Origin of the sequence: Duganella sp. Dugasp56, from assembly GCF_047304105.1 — a bacterium.
GTDB lineage: Bacteria > Pseudomonadota > Gammaproteobacteria > Burkholderiales > Burkholderiaceae_D > Rugamonas > Rugamonas hordei.
Genome location: NZ_JBGLYQ010000051.1, coordinates 14,056 through 29,534 on the forward strand (window position 1 = coordinate 14,056; position 15,479 = coordinate 29,534).

General features: G+C 64.6%; 17 protein-coding genes. 5 read left to right on the forward strand and 12 right to left on the reverse strand.

Annotated features, from left to right (window positions below):
• Nucleotides 1–15: 15 nt before the first annotated feature.
• A complete protein-coding gene (locus tag ACCD07_RS27215; RefSeq protein WP_176651668.1) occupies nucleotides 16–1,287 on the reverse strand; it encodes an MFS transporter in 1,272 nt (423 codons plus the stop codon).
• Nucleotides 1,288–1,370: 83 nt separating this feature from the next.
• The gene (locus ACCD07_RS27220) at nucleotides 1,371–2,144 is read right to left on the reverse strand and encodes a putative hydro-lyase (RefSeq protein ID WP_413449156.1); all 774 of its coding nucleotides are present in this window, start codon (nucleotides 2,142–2,144) and stop codon (nucleotides 1,371–1,373) included.
• A 154-nt stretch (nucleotides 2,145–2,298) separates the two neighbouring features.
• Here ACCD07_RS27220 and ACCD07_RS27225 point away from each other — a divergent pair, with 154 nt between their 5' ends.
• A complete protein-coding gene (locus tag ACCD07_RS27225) occupies nucleotides 2,299–3,231 on the forward strand; it encodes a LysR family transcriptional regulator (RefSeq protein ID WP_176651670.1) in 933 nt (310 codons plus the stop codon).
• 1 nt (nucleotide 3,232) lies between these two features.
• On the opposite strand, the gene ACCD07_RS27230 is transcribed toward ACCD07_RS27225, so the two are convergent.
• Nucleotides 3,233–5,263, reverse strand: a complete 2,031-nt coding sequence (locus tag ACCD07_RS27230) for a pyridoxamine 5'-phosphate oxidase family protein (protein WP_413449157.1) — start codon at nucleotides 5,261–5,263, stop codon at nucleotides 3,233–3,235.
• A 12-nt stretch (nucleotides 5,264–5,275) separates the two neighbouring features.
• Nucleotides 5,276–5,899, reverse strand: coding sequence for a glutathione S-transferase family protein (locus ACCD07_RS27235; protein WP_413449158.1), 624 nt, complete (start codon nucleotides 5,897–5,899; stop codon nucleotides 5,276–5,278).
• Nucleotides 5,900–6,021: 122 nt separating this feature from the next.
• Here ACCD07_RS27235 and ACCD07_RS27240 point away from each other — a divergent pair, with 122 nt between their 5' ends.
• The gene (locus tag ACCD07_RS27240) at nucleotides 6,022–6,924 is read left to right on the forward strand and encodes a LysR family transcriptional regulator (protein WP_413449159.1); all 903 of its coding nucleotides are present in this window, start codon (nucleotides 6,022–6,024) and stop codon (nucleotides 6,922–6,924) included.
• Between the two features lie 6 nt (nucleotides 6,925–6,930).
• On the opposite strand, the gene ACCD07_RS27245 is transcribed toward ACCD07_RS27240, so the two are convergent.
• A complete protein-coding gene (locus tag ACCD07_RS27245) occupies nucleotides 6,931–7,830 on the reverse strand; it encodes a DMT family transporter (protein WP_413449160.1) in 900 nt (299 codons plus the stop codon).
• A gap of 146 nt (nucleotides 7,831–7,976) precedes the next feature.
• Between ACCD07_RS27245 and ACCD07_RS27250 the strand changes: the two genes are divergently transcribed.
• From ACCD07_RS27250 to panC, 3 genes are read left to right on the forward strand one after another with little or no spacing between them, the layout of a single operon-like run.
• Nucleotides 7,977–8,186, forward strand: coding sequence for a DUF3460 family protein (locus ACCD07_RS27250; protein WP_176651675.1), 210 nt, complete (start codon nucleotides 7,977–7,979; stop codon nucleotides 8,184–8,186).
• Between the two features lie 19 nt (nucleotides 8,187–8,205).
• Nucleotides 8,206–9,111: a segregation and condensation protein A gene (locus tag ACCD07_RS27255; RefSeq protein ID WP_176651676.1), complete on the forward strand. Its 906-nt coding sequence runs from the start codon at nucleotides 8,206–8,208 to the stop codon at nucleotides 9,109–9,111.
• Between the two features lie 50 nt (nucleotides 9,112–9,161).
• A complete protein-coding gene (panC, locus tag ACCD07_RS27260; RefSeq protein WP_176651677.1) occupies nucleotides 9,162–10,001 on the forward strand; it encodes a pantoate--beta-alanine ligase in 840 nt (279 codons plus the stop codon).
• Here panC and ACCD07_RS27265 read toward each other — a convergent pair.
• From ACCD07_RS27265 to ACCD07_RS27295, 7 genes are all read right to left on the reverse strand, one after another.
• Nucleotides 9,998–10,402, reverse strand: coding sequence for a hypothetical protein (locus ACCD07_RS27265; RefSeq protein WP_176651678.1), 405 nt, complete (start codon nucleotides 10,400–10,402; stop codon nucleotides 9,998–10,000). The genes panC and ACCD07_RS27265 overlap by 4 nt on opposite strands.
• 63 nt (nucleotides 10,403–10,465) lie before the next feature.
• The gene (locus ACCD07_RS27270) at nucleotides 10,466–11,674 is read right to left on the reverse strand and encodes an EAL and HDOD domain-containing protein (RefSeq protein WP_353403009.1); all 1,209 of its coding nucleotides are present in this window, start codon (nucleotides 11,672–11,674) and stop codon (nucleotides 10,466–10,468) included.
• Nucleotides 11,675–11,697: 23 nt separating this feature from the next.
• Nucleotides 11,698–12,342, reverse strand: coding sequence for a protein phosphatase CheZ (cheZ, locus tag ACCD07_RS27275; RefSeq protein WP_413449161.1), 645 nt, complete (start codon nucleotides 12,340–12,342; stop codon nucleotides 11,698–11,700).
• A 2-nt stretch (nucleotides 12,343–12,344) separates the two neighbouring features.
• The gene (cheY, locus tag ACCD07_RS27280; protein WP_008450066.1) at nucleotides 12,345–12,734 is read right to left on the reverse strand and encodes a chemotaxis response regulator CheY; all 390 of its coding nucleotides are present in this window, start codon (nucleotides 12,732–12,734) and stop codon (nucleotides 12,345–12,347) included.
• 133 nt (nucleotides 12,735–12,867) lie between these two features.
• Complete coding sequence (locus ACCD07_RS27285; protein WP_176651681.1) at nucleotides 12,868–13,947, reverse strand: protein-glutamate methylesterase/protein-glutamine glutaminase; 1,080 nt, start codon at nucleotides 13,945–13,947, stop codon at nucleotides 12,868–12,870.
• A gap of 37 nt (nucleotides 13,948–13,984) precedes the next feature.
• A complete protein-coding gene (gene cheD / locus ACCD07_RS27290; protein WP_176651682.1) occupies nucleotides 13,985–14,584 on the reverse strand; it encodes a chemoreceptor glutamine deamidase CheD in 600 nt (199 codons plus the stop codon).
• A 9-nt stretch (nucleotides 14,585–14,593) separates the two neighbouring features.
• Nucleotides 14,594–15,463 carry a CheR family methyltransferase gene (locus ACCD07_RS27295; RefSeq protein WP_413449162.1) on the reverse strand — a complete coding sequence of 290 codons (870 nt, stop codon included), beginning with the start codon at nucleotides 15,461–15,463 and terminating at the stop codon, nucleotides 14,594–14,596.
• Nucleotides 15,464–15,479: the final 16 nt, after the last annotated feature.

The following is a 15,479-nucleotide window of genomic DNA, read 5'->3' on the forward strand; positions in this document are numbered from 1 at the left end:
CCTCTACAGTCTAAATCAGGATTCGAGTTTCTTGCCGGCGGTTTCAGGCAGCGTCAGCGCGGCCAGGATCATCACGCCGTAGGCGGTGCCGGCGAAGATGCCGATCGCCTCGCCCAGCGCCATCGACTGGCTGCTCATGCCTATCATCAGCGGGAACAGCGAGCCGATCGCGCGGCCCATGTTGTAGCTGAAGCCCTGGCCGGAGCCGCGAATCGAGGTCGGGAACAACTCGGTCAGGAAGGCGCCCATGCCGCTGAACACGCCGGACACGCAGAAACCGAGCGGGAAGCCGAGGAACAGCATCACGCCGTCGGTCACCGGCAGGCGGGTGTAGGCCAGGGCGATGCACATCGAGCCGGTGGCGAACAGGATGAAGTTCTTCTTGCGGCCCAGGTAGTCGGTCAGGAAGGCGCTGACGATGTAGCCCACGTACGAGCCGACGATGACCATCGCCAGGTAGCCGCCGGTGCCCAGCACCGTCAGGTGGCGCTCGGTCTTGAGGAAGGTGGGCAGCCAGGTGGTGATGGCGTAGTAGCCGCCTTGGGCGCCGGTGGTCAGCAGGACGGCGCGCAAGGTGGTGCTCAGCATTTTCGGCGCGAAGATCTGGGCGAACGAGGCGCGGTCTTCCGGCGCCACCGCCTTCTGCTGCGCCACGAACAGTTCCGGCTCATCGACGAAGCGGCGGATGAAGATCACGAACAGCGCCGGCAGTATCCCCAGCAGGAACAGCGAGCGCCATGCCCATTCGGGCGGCAGCAGCGAGAACATCAGCGCATACAACAGCGCCGACACGCCCCAGCCGATGGCCCATCCCGCCTGCACCATGCCGACCGCCTTGCCGCGGTCCTTGGCGCGGATTACCTCGCCGATCAGGATGGCGCCGGCGGTCCACTCGCCGCCCATGCCGAAGCCCATCAGGCCGCGCGCCACCAGCAGCTGCTGGAAGTTCTGCGCCAGGCCGCACAGCACGGTGAAGAAGGCGAACCACAGGATGGTCAGCTGCAGCGTCTTGACGCGGCCGATGCGGTCCGACAGGATGCCGGCGATCCAGCCGCCGGCGGCGGAGGTCAGCAAGGTGACGGTGCCGATCAAGCCGGCGTCGCCCTTGGACAGGCCCCAGGTGGCGATCAGCGTCGGGATCACGAAGCTGAGGAATTGCGTGTCCATCGCGTCGAGCGCATAGCCGATCTTGCAGCTCCAGAAGGTGCGGCGCTCCTTGCCGGTCAATGCGTGGAACCAGGAGAAAAATCCCTCCTCCCGGGTGGTTGCTAGTGCTCTGGTATTCATGGTGCTCCCCTTTTTGTTTGGCGTAGCAATCCCCGTTCGGACACGCGCTGCGGGTCCGTCCTGGGTGCCACTTTGGTTTTAAGTTAGAACGCTGCTAAGGATGAATTCAGTATGTCGGTCACCAGCATGTAGCCCGGCTGGTGGGTGATCGCCAGCGGCAGGCGCGCATGGCGGATGGCTTCCTGCGGCGTGACGCCGCATGCCCAGAAGACCGGTATTTCGTCAGGCATGATCTCGACCGGATCGCCGTACTCTGGATGGTCGATGTCGGCAATGCCGATCAGCGACGGGTCGCCCAGGTGCACCGGAGCGCCGTGCACCGCTGGGTAGCGACTGGTGATCTGGATCGCGCGGATCGCATCGGCGGCCTTCATCGGCCGCATCGACACCACCATCTCGCCGCCGAATGGGCCGGCGCCCTGGTTGCGGATATTGGTGCGGTACATGGCGACGTTCTTGCGCTGCTTGATGTGACGCAGCGGGATGCCGGCCTCGATCAGCATCTGCTCGAACGAGAACGAACAGCCGATCGCGAACACCACCAGGTCGTCGCGCCAGACGTCGTGCAGCGCATGCGTCTGCGACGCCAGCTGGCCGCCGCGATAGATGTTGTAGCCGGGCGTGTCGCTGCGCAGGTCCATGTCCTCGCCGAGACGGGTCAAGTCCCACTGCCCCGGTTCGCCGACCGCCAGCAACGGGCAGGCGCGCGGATTGCGCTGGCAGAACAGCAGGAAATCGTCGGCATGCGCCTGCGGCAGGATCACCAGGTTGGCCTGGGCGTACGGGCCGCAATAGCCGGCGGTCGGCAGGCGGAATTCGCCGCTGCGTACCTTGTGACGTAATTCAAGTGGGGTCATTGGGTGGCTCGCTTATTCAGTAAAAAAATTACATGAGTTAAGAATAAACTTGAATACCCCTACACGCCATCTAGTTATTTTTGCTGTTGTTGTATAGTTTTTCTTACCACTCCGCGCTATCTTGGTGCGGACGGTTAAGGTATTCTTGTTTCCCATGAATACCCGCTTCCTCGAGACCTTCGTCACCCTCGCCCAGCTGCGCAGCTTCCGCGCCACGGCCCGCGCGCTGCATGCGACGCCGGCCGCCATCTCGCTGCGCATCAAGACGCTGGAGGAGGAACTGCAGACGGAACTCATCGACCGCAGCAGCAAGGACTTCCGCCTGACCGCCAACGCCGAATATCTGCTGGCACCGGCCAAGGCGGTGGTCGACGCCACGCGCCGGCTGGTGGCGGCGGCGCAAAAGGACAGCGCGATACGCGGCCGCCTGCGGGTCGGCGTGATCGAATCGGTGGTGCACAGCTGGCTGGCGCAGTACATCCGCGAATTGAACACGATGTACCCGGAGCTGGAAGTGGACCTGGCGGTCGACATGAGCAACGTGCTGGAACGGCGCCTGCGGGCGCGCGAGCTCGATCTGGTGATACAGGTGGAAGGCGTGGAGAGCAGCGATATCGTCTCCGAGGCGCTGGCGGTGTATCCGCTGCACTGGATCGCCCGCAAGGGCTTGATCGACACGCGCAAGGAAGGTTTGAACCAGCGCCTGCTGGCGCTGCCCATCCTGACTTTCGGACGGGGCACGGCGCCGCAGCGCATGATCGAGGAGATCGTCAGCAAGATGGCCAACCTGGCGATGGTGCCGCTGGAGCAGACGCGCATCACCTGCTCGCCGTCGGTGGCAGCCATCGTGCAGCTGGTGAAGGACGGCTACGGCGTGGCGGCCATCCCCAGCCTGTTCGTGGTCGACGCGCTCAAGAGCGGCGAGTTTATCGAGCTGCCGGTGCAGCCGGAACCGCCATCGATCATCGTCTCGATGTGTTTCCATTCAAACGCCGAGATGCTGGTGCACGCCGCCGCCAACGCCGCCCGCCAGGCCTGCGCCAGCTACTGCGCGCAAGTCGATCCGCGCTATATCAAGTCGCTATAGGTCAGAGGTCCAGCTCGAAGGCCGCGCTGCCGGCGGCCGGGATGGCGGAGCATATCAGCACCTGCCCTGGGTCCGCCTGAGCGCCGCAGTCCCGGGTGTATTTGACCGCTCCGGCCCCGATGCCGACCGCGCAGGTACCGCACGCGCCGGAGCGGCAACTGAATTCCGCCGGTATGCCTTGGGACTCGGCCAGCTCCAGCAGGCTGCCCGCGCTGCCGTCCCATAACGCCGAGATGCCCGACCTGGTGAACTGCACCGGCACGGCCGCGGCCACCTCCGGCGACCTTGCATCGCGCCGCACGCTGGCCGGACCGAAGGCTTCGAACCGTATGCGTCCGTCGGCGACATTCAGGCTGCGCAGGCCGTCGTACATCTGCTGCATGAACGGCGCCGGACCGCACAGGTAGAAATCGTAGTCGTCGAACGGCAGTTGCGTTTTCAGCCACGCCAGGTCGATGCGGCCGGCGCTGGCCTTCCAGTTGGTGATGTCGCTGCCGAAGGCCGCCGTGTCGCCCTCGCCGCTGTAGCGTATGTGGACGTTGAGATTGCGGTGTCCGGCCGCCATTGCTTGCAAATGCTCCCCGAACGCCTGCTCGCGGCGGTTGCGGGCGCCGTGGAAGAAATGGATGGGGTGCCGATGGCGCGTGCGGCTGCCGTTCACCAGCAAGCCGTTCAGCATGGCGATCATGGGTGTGATGCCGATGCCTGCCGACAGCAGCACGGCCGGGCGTTGCGTGCCCTCCTCGAACGTGAAGTCGCCGCCGGGGCCCATCAACTCGATGCGCGCACCCGGTGCCAGATGATCGTGCAGCCAGGCGGAGACGGCGCCGTCGCGCTTGACGCTGATGCGGTAGCGGCGGCCATTCGGAACATCGGACAAGGTGTAGCTGCGTACCAGCGGCACGGCCGATCCCGCAGCGCCTGCAGCCAGGCGTACAGAAATAAACTGGCCCGGCACGTGCGCGGCCAAGCCCACTCCGTCGGCGGGTTCGAAGTAAAACGAACGCACAGTGTCGCTTTCCCGCACAACCTCGGTCACGGTGAACGGCCGCCACTTGCCGGTCAACGCGGCGGCGTCGAGCGCACTGTCCGCATCGGCCCAGGTGCCGGTACGCGCTACCTGCGCGGCGGGTTTGGGCGCGCTCCAGCGGAACGGCAGCGCGCCGACATTGCGCACCACTTCCCGCACATGGAAGCGCAGCAGCCGCTCCGCGCCGGCGAAGGCCCGCACTTGCGGACCGTCCCAGATAATCTCCGCTTCCACCGCCACGTGCAGCATGTCGCCGCGTTCGAAGTCGATGAACAGCAAGCCCGCGCGCGGATGGCTGAGCAGGTTGCCGGTCGTGTTGAAGAAGAAGTTGCCGACGAATTCGGGCGAGGTCAAGGTGCGGTCGTCGTCGACGCGCACGAAGCCCGGACGTCCGCCGCGATGCGAAACATCTGCCCCCTTGCCCTTGCCCGCTTCCTCATCCGGATTGGCGCTGGCGATGAAAAAGGTGTCGGCGCGGGCGATCAGCTCGCGGTCCTGCACGCTCAGCGCGACGCCGCGCAGCACATGCACTTCGCGCGCGGCCGGCGCCGGCGTCGCGGCACGGTCCTGGATGTACTGTGGACAGTTGCCGAAGCTTTGCGACACCGCCACCCGCATACCTCCCTCGTCCACCGACGTGATGACGCCGTTGACGCGGTTGCGCCGCCGCGTGGACGGCACCAGTCCCAATCCTCCCAGGTGGACGCCGACGCCCAGATGGCCTTGCAGCGGATCGCCGGCCAGCATGCCGCCGGCGATGTGCAGCGTGCGCGCATCGGGCGTCGATACGAAGCCGGGATCGCTGGCCAGCACCGTGGCCCACGGCTGCCCTTCAGCATCGAGCGCACCGATGAAAAACATCGGCAGCTCGCTGAAGAATTGGCGATGCTGGTCGGGCATGTAGTCGCGCACCCCGGCCGCGCCGGCACCGGCCATCTGCTGGCGCACGCCCACGCGCTGCTGGATGGTCAGCTCGCCGGCATGAAATGGGGACGCGTCCATGGCCGGCCCCGCTTAAATGCCTTCGGGCGCCACGCCGGCTTTGGTGGCGGGCATCGCCACAAAGCCCGGCAGCGCGCGCACGTTGGCCAGCCAGGCGCGGATGTTCGGATACGGCTTGAGCGACACGCCGCCTTCCGGCGCGTGCTCGACGTAGCTGAACGCGGCGATGTCGGCGATGCTGGCGTGGTCGCCCACCGCGTAACGGCGGCCGGCCAGCTCCGCCTCCATCACGTCGAACAGGCGTACCGAGATGGCTAGTGCCCGCTCATGATCGAGCGGCGCGCCGAACACCGTCACCAGCCGCGCCGTGCAGGGACCGTAGGCGATCTTGCCCGACGCGTTGGACAGCCAGCGCTGCACCTGGGCCGCCGCCAGCGGTTCGCGCGGCAGCCAGCGGCCGCTGTCGTCGTATTTGGACGCCAGGTAGACCAGGATCGCGGTCGAGTCGGGCAGCACCACGTCGCCGTCCTCCAGCACCGGCACCTCGCCGAACGGGCTGCGCGCCAGATGCTCGGGCGAGCGGTTCTGCCCCGCCCTCATGTCGATCTGGACGAATTCGTAGGGCAGCTTCAGCAGGCTGAGGAACAAGCGCACACGGTGGGTGTGGCCGGAAAGCGGCGTGCCGTAGAGCTTCATGATGGATTTCCTATGTGGGTGGACAGATGCAGCCAGTATATTCAGACGGCTTCGTGCTGATAAGCTGGACAAAACAGGAATCTCAGTTCACTCTAAGTGGACAATCACTCTCCGCACGCACCATGGCCGATTTAAGCACCATCAACCTGAACCGCCTGATCACCTTCGTCGCCGTGGTGGAATCGGGCTCGCTGACTGCCGCCGGCGAGCGGCTCGGCCTGGCCAAGTCCATGGTCAGCAAGCACATGCAGCTGCTGGAGACCGAAGTCGGCGTCAGCCTGCTGCTGCGCTCGACCCGCAAACTGGCGCTGACCGAGGCCGGCCGCGCATTCTACGAAGCCAGCCGACAGTTGCTGCAGCAGGCCGAACAGGCGATCGAGCAGGCCCGCACCGGACGCGACATCCCGCAAGGCACGTTGCGGGTGGCCGCGCCGATCGACTACGGCGTGATGGTGGTGGCGCCCGTGCTGACGCAGCTGCGGGAGCGCTATCCGGCGCTGAAGGTGGAGCTGGTCTGCGGCGACAGCCTGATCGACCTGATCGCCGAGGGCATCGACGTGACAGTGCGGCTGGGCAAACTGGCCGATTCGGGCTATATGGCGGCGCGCGTCGGCGGCGTGGTGCGCCTGCTGGTCGCCAGCCCGGAGTTCGTGGCGCGGCACGGCATGCCGGCCACCCCGCAGGCGCTGGCGCCGCTGCCCTACATCGCGCTGACGGTGCTGCGGCAACCGGCCACGTTCACGCTGGAGGACGCCGCCGGCAATCAAAGCGCGGTGCGGATGCAGAACATCGTGTTCTCGACCAACACCGCCTATGCCTGCCGCGCCGCCGCGCTGGCCGGCGGCGGCGTGCTGCGCGCGACCTGGTTCTCGGTGCGGGAGGATGTGGCCGCCGGCAGGCTGGTGCGGCTGCTGCCCGAGTGGTCGCTGCCGGAGGGCGATATCCACGCGGTGTTCCCGGCTTCGCCGCATCTGCCGCAGAAAGTGCGGGTGTTTATCGACGCGCTGAAGGCGGCGGCGGGCTAGTGGATTCTAGCGTCGCGCCGAGACGACGATGCCGCCGACGATCAGCGCGAACGCCGCCACATGGTAGCCATGCGGCGCCTCGCCCAGGAAGGCAGACGACAGCAAGGCCGTGAACAGCGGCGTCAGGTTGACGAAGAACGCGCCGACCGACGGCCCGGCCGCCTGCACGCCCGCGCCCCAGCAGCGGAAGGCGATCACCGCCGGCCCGACCGACACGTAGACCAGCGCCGCCGCCAGCGTCCAGCTCCATTGCACCGGGATCGCGCCCAGCGCCCATTCCCCGGCCGCGAAGCCGCCCGACCACAGCACGCCGAACGCCACCTGCGCCAGCAGGAAGGCGGCCCAGTCGGCGCGGATGCCGGCCGGTTCCTTCGCGCGCGTCAGCAGCCAGCTGTACAGCGACCAGGCGATGGTGGCCAGGATCATGAACAGGTCGCCCGCCACCAGCCGCAGTTCCAGCACGTGGCGCCACTCGCCGCGCGCCAGCACCAGCACCACGCCGGCGATCGACAGCACGGCGCCGGCCACCTGGCGCCGGCTCACCGGCACGCCGAAGAACAGCCAGCCGGTCAGCATCATCCACACCGGCATGCCGGACGCCACCAGCGTGACGTTGATCGGCGTCGAACTCTGCAACGCCATGTATTGCAGCGCGTTGTACATGCCGATGCCGAGCAGGCCCAGCAGCGCGTACTGCTTCCAGTAGCGCCACATGCCGGCCTCGCGCCGGAACACCGGCCCGGCCAGCGGCAGCAGGATGCAAAACGCGATCAGCCAGCGCAGGAAATTGAGCAGCACCGGCGGCAGCATGTCGTGCACCAGGCGGCCGACGATGGCGTTGCCGGCCCACAGCAGCGGAGGCAAAGTCAGCAGGAAAACGGTTTTGGGCGTCAGGCGATGGGTCATTTTTCTATTTTTCGTGATAACTATGCAACATTACGTCCCGAGCATACCCGATTCCGCCGTTTCCGGCTGAAGGCCGGCGATAGAATTAGCGCCCGGCCGCCGCGGCGCGGTAAAATACAAGTTGCTGATCCACCCACTTAGAAAATATGAAACTCTCTAAACAACATTCGATGTACGAATCCGATCACACCCTGTTCATCAAGGCGCTGAAGGAAAAGAATCCGGGCATGGAAGAAGGCCAGCAAAAAGGCCGCGCGCTGCTGTGGGACCGTCCGCCGGTATCGCTGGACGAGCAGGAGCGCCAGATGAAATCGGCCATCAAGCAACAAGCTTACGTCTACCAGAACAAGGTCTAAGCATTCCGGGGCGGCAAGGATGTTGCCAGACGACACGGTTGAAACGCAACCGCCGGTAGCCGACCTGGTCGGCGAGGCGGAGGCCGCGCCGTCGCCGGAGCTGGCGGAAGCGGCCGAGGCGGACGCCGCCGCCATCACCACCGAGGTGTCGGCCCTGGCCCGCTTGTACGGCGAGCCGATGCTGAAAATGCCGACCGACCTGTACATCCCGCCCGACGCGCTGGAAATCTTCCTCGACGCCTTCGAAGGCCCGCTGGACTTGCTGCTCTATCTGATCCGCAAGCAAAACTTCAACATCCTCGACATCCCGATGGCGCAGCTGACGCTGCAATACCTGAAATATGTCGACCAGATCCGCCTGTCCAACCTGGAGCTGGCGGCAGAATACCTGCTGATGGCGGCGATGCTGATCGAGATCAAGTCGCGCATGCTGCTGCCGCAGCGCCAGTCGGACCTGGAAATCGAAAGCGACGACCCGCGCGCCGAACTGGTGCGCCGCCTGCTGGAATACGAGCAGATCAAGCTGGCCGCCTACGACCTGAACACGATCCCCCAGGTCGACCGCGACTTCGTGCGCACGCAGATATTCATCGAGCAAAGCCTGGTGCCGACCTGGCCGGACGTGGCGCCGATCGACCTGCAGCAAGCCTGGCTGGACGTGATGAAGCGCGCCAAGCTGACCCAGCACCACAAGATCAGCCGCGAGGAACTGTCGGTGCGCGAGCACATGACGGGCATCCTGCGGCGCCTGCAATCGAGCCGCTTCGTCGAGTTCGCCGACCTGTTCGACATCGCCGGCGGCGTGCCGGTGGTGGTGGTGAACTTTGTCGCGCTGCTGGAGCTGGCCAAGGAAACGCTGATTGAAATTACCCAGGCCGAGCCGTTCGCGCCCATCTACGTGCGGCTCGCGTACTCGCCGGCCTGAACGGCCGCCCTCCCCCGAATTCCCATTACCGCTCATAGCGAACACATGTCATGAAAATCATCACTTCCATTGAAGAATTGCGCGACCAACTCAGCGGCCAACTGCGCACCGCCTTCGTCCCGACGATGGGCAACCTGCACGAGGGCCACTTGTCGCTGATGCGGCTGGCGCGCAAGCACGGCGACCCGGTGGTCGCGTCGATCTTCGTCAACCGCCTGCAGTTCGGCCCGAACGAGGATTTCGACAAGTACCCGCGCACCTTCCAGGCCGACGTCGAGAAGCTGGAGAAGGAAGGCGTGTACGTGCTGTTCGCACCGACCGAGAAGGATCTGTACCCGGAGCCGCAGGAGTACCGTGTGCAGCCGCCGGACGGCCTGGGCAACACGCTGGAGGGCGAATTCCGCCCGGGCTTCTTCAACGGCGTGTGCACGGTGGTGACCAAGCTGTTCTCGTGCGTGCAGCCGCGCGTGGCCGTGTTCGGCAAGAAGGATTACCAGCAGCTGATGATCGTGCGTAACATGAGCCGTCAGTTCGCCATGCCGACCGAGATCATCGCGGCCGAGACGTATCGCGCCGACGACGGCCTGGCGCTGTCGTCGCGCAATATGTATCTGTCGGAAACGGAACGGGCGGAAGCGCCGGCGCTGTACCAGACCTTGAATTTCGTGGCCAATGAAATGCGCTCGGGCCATCTGGACGTGTTCCAGCTGGAGCACAAGGCGATGGACGACCTGGCCAAGCGCGGCTGGAAACCGGACTACATCTCCATCCGCAAGCGCAACGACCTGCAACCGCCCAACGCCGGCGACCTGGCGCAAGGCGCGCAACTGGTGGTGCTGGCCGCTGCCAAGCTGGGCTCGACCCGTTTGATCGACAACCTGGAAATTTAAGGCTTAGGCGGCACAGCGGGCGCCACCGGCAGCACGCTGACGCCCTGCGGCGTGACCTGAATGATCACGGCCGGTACGGTCGCTGCCGGCGCCGGCGTCTTCGGCACCGCGTTGTTCAGCACAAAGGTCATCACCGTGATGAAAATCGCGATCGTGGCGATGAAGGTGCCCACCATCCATTTGACCAACTGCGACACCGCGCTTTCGACGGTGCTGACGATTTTGGCCTCCACCGCCACGCGCATCTCTCTCATCGACTCGCGTATCGCCTCCGTGCGCTCGTCGAGCACGGCACGAAGGCCGGCCATCTCGGCGTGCAGGCTGTCTGTCCTGCCAGCCATCTCGGCGTGTAAGCTATCCGCCTTGGCATCGATATAGTCTTTGTCAGAATTGGAGTTCATGCGCACATAATCCGCCGCGCAATTGGCCATGTCAACGCGCGCACGCGTGACGATTGAGACGGATCAGGCCGCGACGTTTTGCGCCCAGGCCAGCGCGGAGAGGTGGGCTTTGTTGACATCTTCCGGGCTCAGCTTGAGCGAGGCGGCCAGCGAGGCGACCAGGTCGGAATTGAGTTCGCAGGCTTCGGCCAGCGCCAGATAGGGGCCGTATTTGCCGCTGCGGGTGAGCAGCGCGGCAACCACGTCGTCGGACAGCTGGATATTGGCCAGCACTTCCTGCATGGTGATGCCCAGCAGCCGGTCCAGCAGCGAGAACATGCCCGCCACGAAGATGTTTTCCGCCTCGCTCTTGCCCAGCGCGGCCTGCCCCAGCAGTTCGGCCAGGCGACCGCGCACCACCGCCGTCTCCAGCAGCACCGGCGAGTAGCCGGACGTGCTGGCGGTGGCCAGCAGCAAGGTCAGCCAGCGATACAGCGGCGTGTAGCCGAGCAGGGTCAGCGCCTGCTTCAGCGACTGGATCTCGCGCCCGGCGCCGAAGCCGGCCGAGTTGATGAAGCGCAGCAGTTTGTACGACAGGGTCGCATCGCGCTTGAGCACCGCCTCGAGCTGGACGATGTCGGCGTTCTGGCGCACCATCTGCATCAGCTGCATGATGATGGTTTGCGCCGGATTCAAGCCCTTGGAGTCGCTGCTGGGGCGCGGCGTCAGGTGCAGCTTGCCGACGAAGGCGTTCAGCCCCAGCGCGGCGCAGGCGTCGAAATCGCCCCAGTTGCTGACCGGCCGCGCGACCATGCCCACCGACGATTGCTTCAGCGCCGCATAGGTGCGCGCCTGGGCGCCGACGTCGGCGCCGGAAAAGCGCACTTCGACATACGAGGCGATGGTCGGCAGGCGGCTGCCGATGCGGCTCAGGTCGGCCTCGCGCAGCAGGATGCCGACGCCGCCGGCGCGCAGCGCCTGCACGGCGGCCATGGTGTCGGGATTGGCAAGCTCGGCGGTACGGATGGACAGCACGGTGCGCTCGGGCGGCAGCTGATGCAGGGCGTCGGTCGACAGCATCGCCGGCACCGCTTCAAGGAACAGGATCTTGTCGCGCAGCAGCCAGCCCTGGTCCTCGTCGTTGACCTGTTCGGCCACGAAGCCGATCAGCAATTCCAGTTCGGCCGGCGTCGACGGCGCACCGCCGGGCCGCTGCCAGGACAGTTCATAGCCAACCACCCTCTGCTTGGCGTCCAGCAGCGGTTCACGGACGAGGAAATTGGTTTGGTGCATGGTTATCTATGAAAGACAGCGGATCAGAAACCCAGGCTATCGAGCAGATCGTCCACCTGCTCCTGGTCGGCCACCACGCCTTCGCCGGTCGGATCGATTTGCGGTCCGTTCAGCAAGCCGTTGTCGAGCTCCTTCTTCATCTGTTCAGGCGCGAAATCGATCAGCATCTGCACCAGCTGCCTTTCCAGGTTTTGTGCGATCGAGGTGACCTTCTTGATCACCTGCCCGGTCAAATCCTGGAAATCCTGCGCCATCATGATGTCCATCAGATGGGCCTTGGTCTGCGTCGCGCCGTCGGCGGCGCCGTCCAGCGCGGCGACGGTTTGCTGCGCCAGCGCCTGCCACTGCGGGTCCGGCGCGCCGGCCGCCAGCAGGCCGTTCCACGAGGCGCTCAGCTGCCTGGCGTCGCCGCCTATCCGGTCCTGCAGCGGACTGGCGGCATCGGTGGCGTTTAACACTTTCTGCGCCGCGTCTTCGCTGAGGCGGGCGACGTAATCGAGGCGGTCGCGGGCGTCCGGGATGTCGGATGCCGCTTTTTCTATCAATTTATCCAAGCCCAGCCCGCGTAAGCTTTCATGCAAGGCCCGCGTCATGTGACCGATACGCGACAAAAACTCCTCATTCGGATCCATCGCGACCGCGGCGGATCCGCTGTGTTGCTCAACCATTATCAAGCTCCGAGCTTCTCGAAGATCTTGTTCAGCTTTTCATCCAGCGTTGCTGCGGTGAATGGTTTAACCACATAGCCGTTGGCGCCTGCCTGGGCAGCCGCGATGATGTTTTCCTTTTTCGCCTCGGCGGTCACCATCAGCACCGGCAGCTTGGCCAGCGCGGGATCGGCACGGATGTTTTGCAACATCGTCAAGCCGTCCATGTTCGGCATATTCCAGTCGGACACGACGAAGTCGAACGATTCAGCGCGCAGCTTGGCCAGCGCCATCACGCCGTCTTCCGCCTCATCGACATTGGCATAACCCAGTTCTTTCAACAGATTCCGGACAATGCGGCGCATCGTCGAAAAATCGTCAACAACTAAAAATTTCATCTTTGGATCAGCCATGAATTACTCCGTTGTTTCTCTACGCGGTGGTTGTTAATAGTATCTACGTGCCAGCAAGTTGTAGGATAGCATTTTCGTTGCTTTAAGGCGAACAAAGTAGCAGTAAAACGTCAAACAGGGGCATTTATACCCTTTATACCCGCAAAGCCCGCATGCCGTGGGCCGCCAGGTAACCCAGCACCATGCCCGGCAGCGCCTGCAGCGCGCCGACTTCGTGGGCGGCGCCGATGGCGATCGCCTCGCGCGGCATGCCGAACACCACGCAGCTGGCCTCGTCCTGGGCGAAATTATACGCGCCGGCGCCCTTCATCTCCAGCATGCCGGCCGCGCCATCCTTGCCCATGCCGGTCAGGATAACCCCAACCGCGTTTTTACCGGCGCACTGCGCGGCTGAACGGAACAGCACGTCCACCGACGGCCGGTGGCGGTTGACCGGCTCGGCCTGGTCGATGCGGGTCATGTAGTTGGCGCCGCTGCGGGTCAGGTACAGGTGCGAGTGGCCGGGGGCGATGTAGGCGTGGCCCGGCAGCACGCGCTCGTTGCCCTGCGCTTCCTGCACCGAGATCTTGCACAGGCTGTTGAGGCGCTTGGCAAACGAGGTGGTGAAGCCTTCGGGCATGTGCTGGGTGATCAGGATGCCGGGGCAGTCGGACGGCATCTGCATCAGGAACTCGCGGATCGCCTCGGTGCCGCCGGTGGAGGCGCCGATGATGATCAGCTTTTCCGACGAGGTCAGCGGATTGCGCAGCTGCGGCAGCTGGGTCTGTCCGCCCTGGCCGTCGGCGCCGGCCTGCGGCAGCACGCGCGCGCGCACCCGCGCCTTGGAGGCGGCGCGGATCTTGTCGGTGATCAGGTCGGTGTACTCGCGCATGCCGGCCTGGATCGAGATCTTCGGCTTGGTGACGAAGTCGACCGCGCCCAGTTCCAGCGCGCGCATGGTGATCTCCGAGCCGCGCTCGGTCAGCGACGACACCATCACCACCGGCATCGGCCGCAGCCGCATCAGTTTTTCCAGGAAGTCGAGGCCGTCCATCTTCGGCATCTCGACGTCGAGCGTCAGCACGTCGGGGTTGTGCTGCTTGATCAGCTCGCGCGCGACCAGCGGATCGGGGGCGGCCGCCACCACTTCCATGTCGGGCTGGCTGTTGATGATCTCGCTCATCACGCTGCGGATCAGCGCGGAATCGTCGACGATCAGGACTTTGATCTTCATAAAACGCTACTTTCCGGGCCCTATGCCCTCAATTCGGTCAGAACAGGTCGATCTCGCCGCCCACCGGCGCCACCTTGAGGCGGCTGGCGTACTCGATCTCGCGCTTGGCCAGCGTGTCGTTGTGGGTCTGCATCAGCTTTTTCACCAGCACCTTGCCGGTGCGGGGGAAGAAATACACCTTGCGCGGGTGGATGTCGTTCAGGTCCTCGGCCACCACGCGGATTTTCTCGACCTTGAGGAAGTTCAGCACGAAGGCGGCGTTGCGCTCGCCGACGTTGATCGCGGTGAAGCCCTTGAGCACGGCGCCGCCGCCAAACACCTTGGCCTCCATGTTCTCGCGCTTGGCGCCGGCCTTGAGCAGGTCGTTGATCAGGATTTCCATCGCATACGTGCCATAGCGCGCCGAGGCCGACACCGGGCTGCCGTTGTCGCCGCCGCCGTCGGGCAGCATGAAGTGGTTCATGCCGCCCAGGCCGGTGACCCGGTCGCGGATGCAGGCCGACACGCAGGAGCCGAGCACCGTCACGATCAACATGTCCTTGTTGGTGAAGTAGTACTCGCCCGGCAGTATCTTGGCGGCTTCGCAGTCGAACGTTCTATCGTAATAGACGTTCGTGGCAAATTGTTCGAGATCCATTTTTTATTCTCATGTGCGTTGCGATGCTTTTTGGGCAGCACCACGGTGTTGATCGTCCAGCTCGTACACCGTCTTGCCGCGTAGTTTGAGCGACTCCGACACGTAGAGGAAATTCTCCGAATGGCCCGCGAACAACAAGGCGTCCGGTTTCATCAATGGGACAAAGCGGGACAGTATTTTACGCTGAGTCGCCTTGTCAAAGTAAATCATCACGTTCCGGCAAAAAATCACGTCGAACTGGCCGCTGAGCGGCCAGTTGTCGGCCAGCAGGTTCAGCTGCTTGAAAGTGATCATGTTGCGCAACTCCGGCCGCACGCGCGCCATGCCTTCGCGGTCGCCCTTGCCCTTGAGGAAAAAGCGGCGCGAACGCTCGGGCGACATCTTGTCCAGCCGGTCCATGGTGTAGACGCCGTTGGCGGCCGTGGCCAGCACGTTGGTGTCGATGTCGGTGGCGATGATCTGGCAGTTCGGCGTCAACGTGTTGAACGCCTCGCAGACGGTCATGGCGATCGAGTACGGCTCCTCGCCGGTCGAGCTGGCCGAGCACCAGATGGTGATCGGTTCGCGCTTGCCCTTGATATGTTCGGCCAGCAGCGGGAAGTGGTGCGCCTCGCGGAAGAACGAGGTCAGGTTGGTGGTCAGCGCGTTGGTGAACGACTCCCACTCCTCGCCCAGGCGCCCGGCCTCGAGGTCGTCCAGGTATTTGCCGAACGAACCGATGCCGGTGGCGCGCAAACGCCGCGCCAGACGGCTGTACACCATCTCCTGCTTGCTGTCGGCCAGCGAGATGCCGGCCCGTTTGTAGATCAGGCCGCGGACGCGTTCGAAGTCCTTGGCGTTGAAATCAAACTCTTTGACGGTGTCTTTGGTTTGCGGCATATGTTAAAACCTTTAT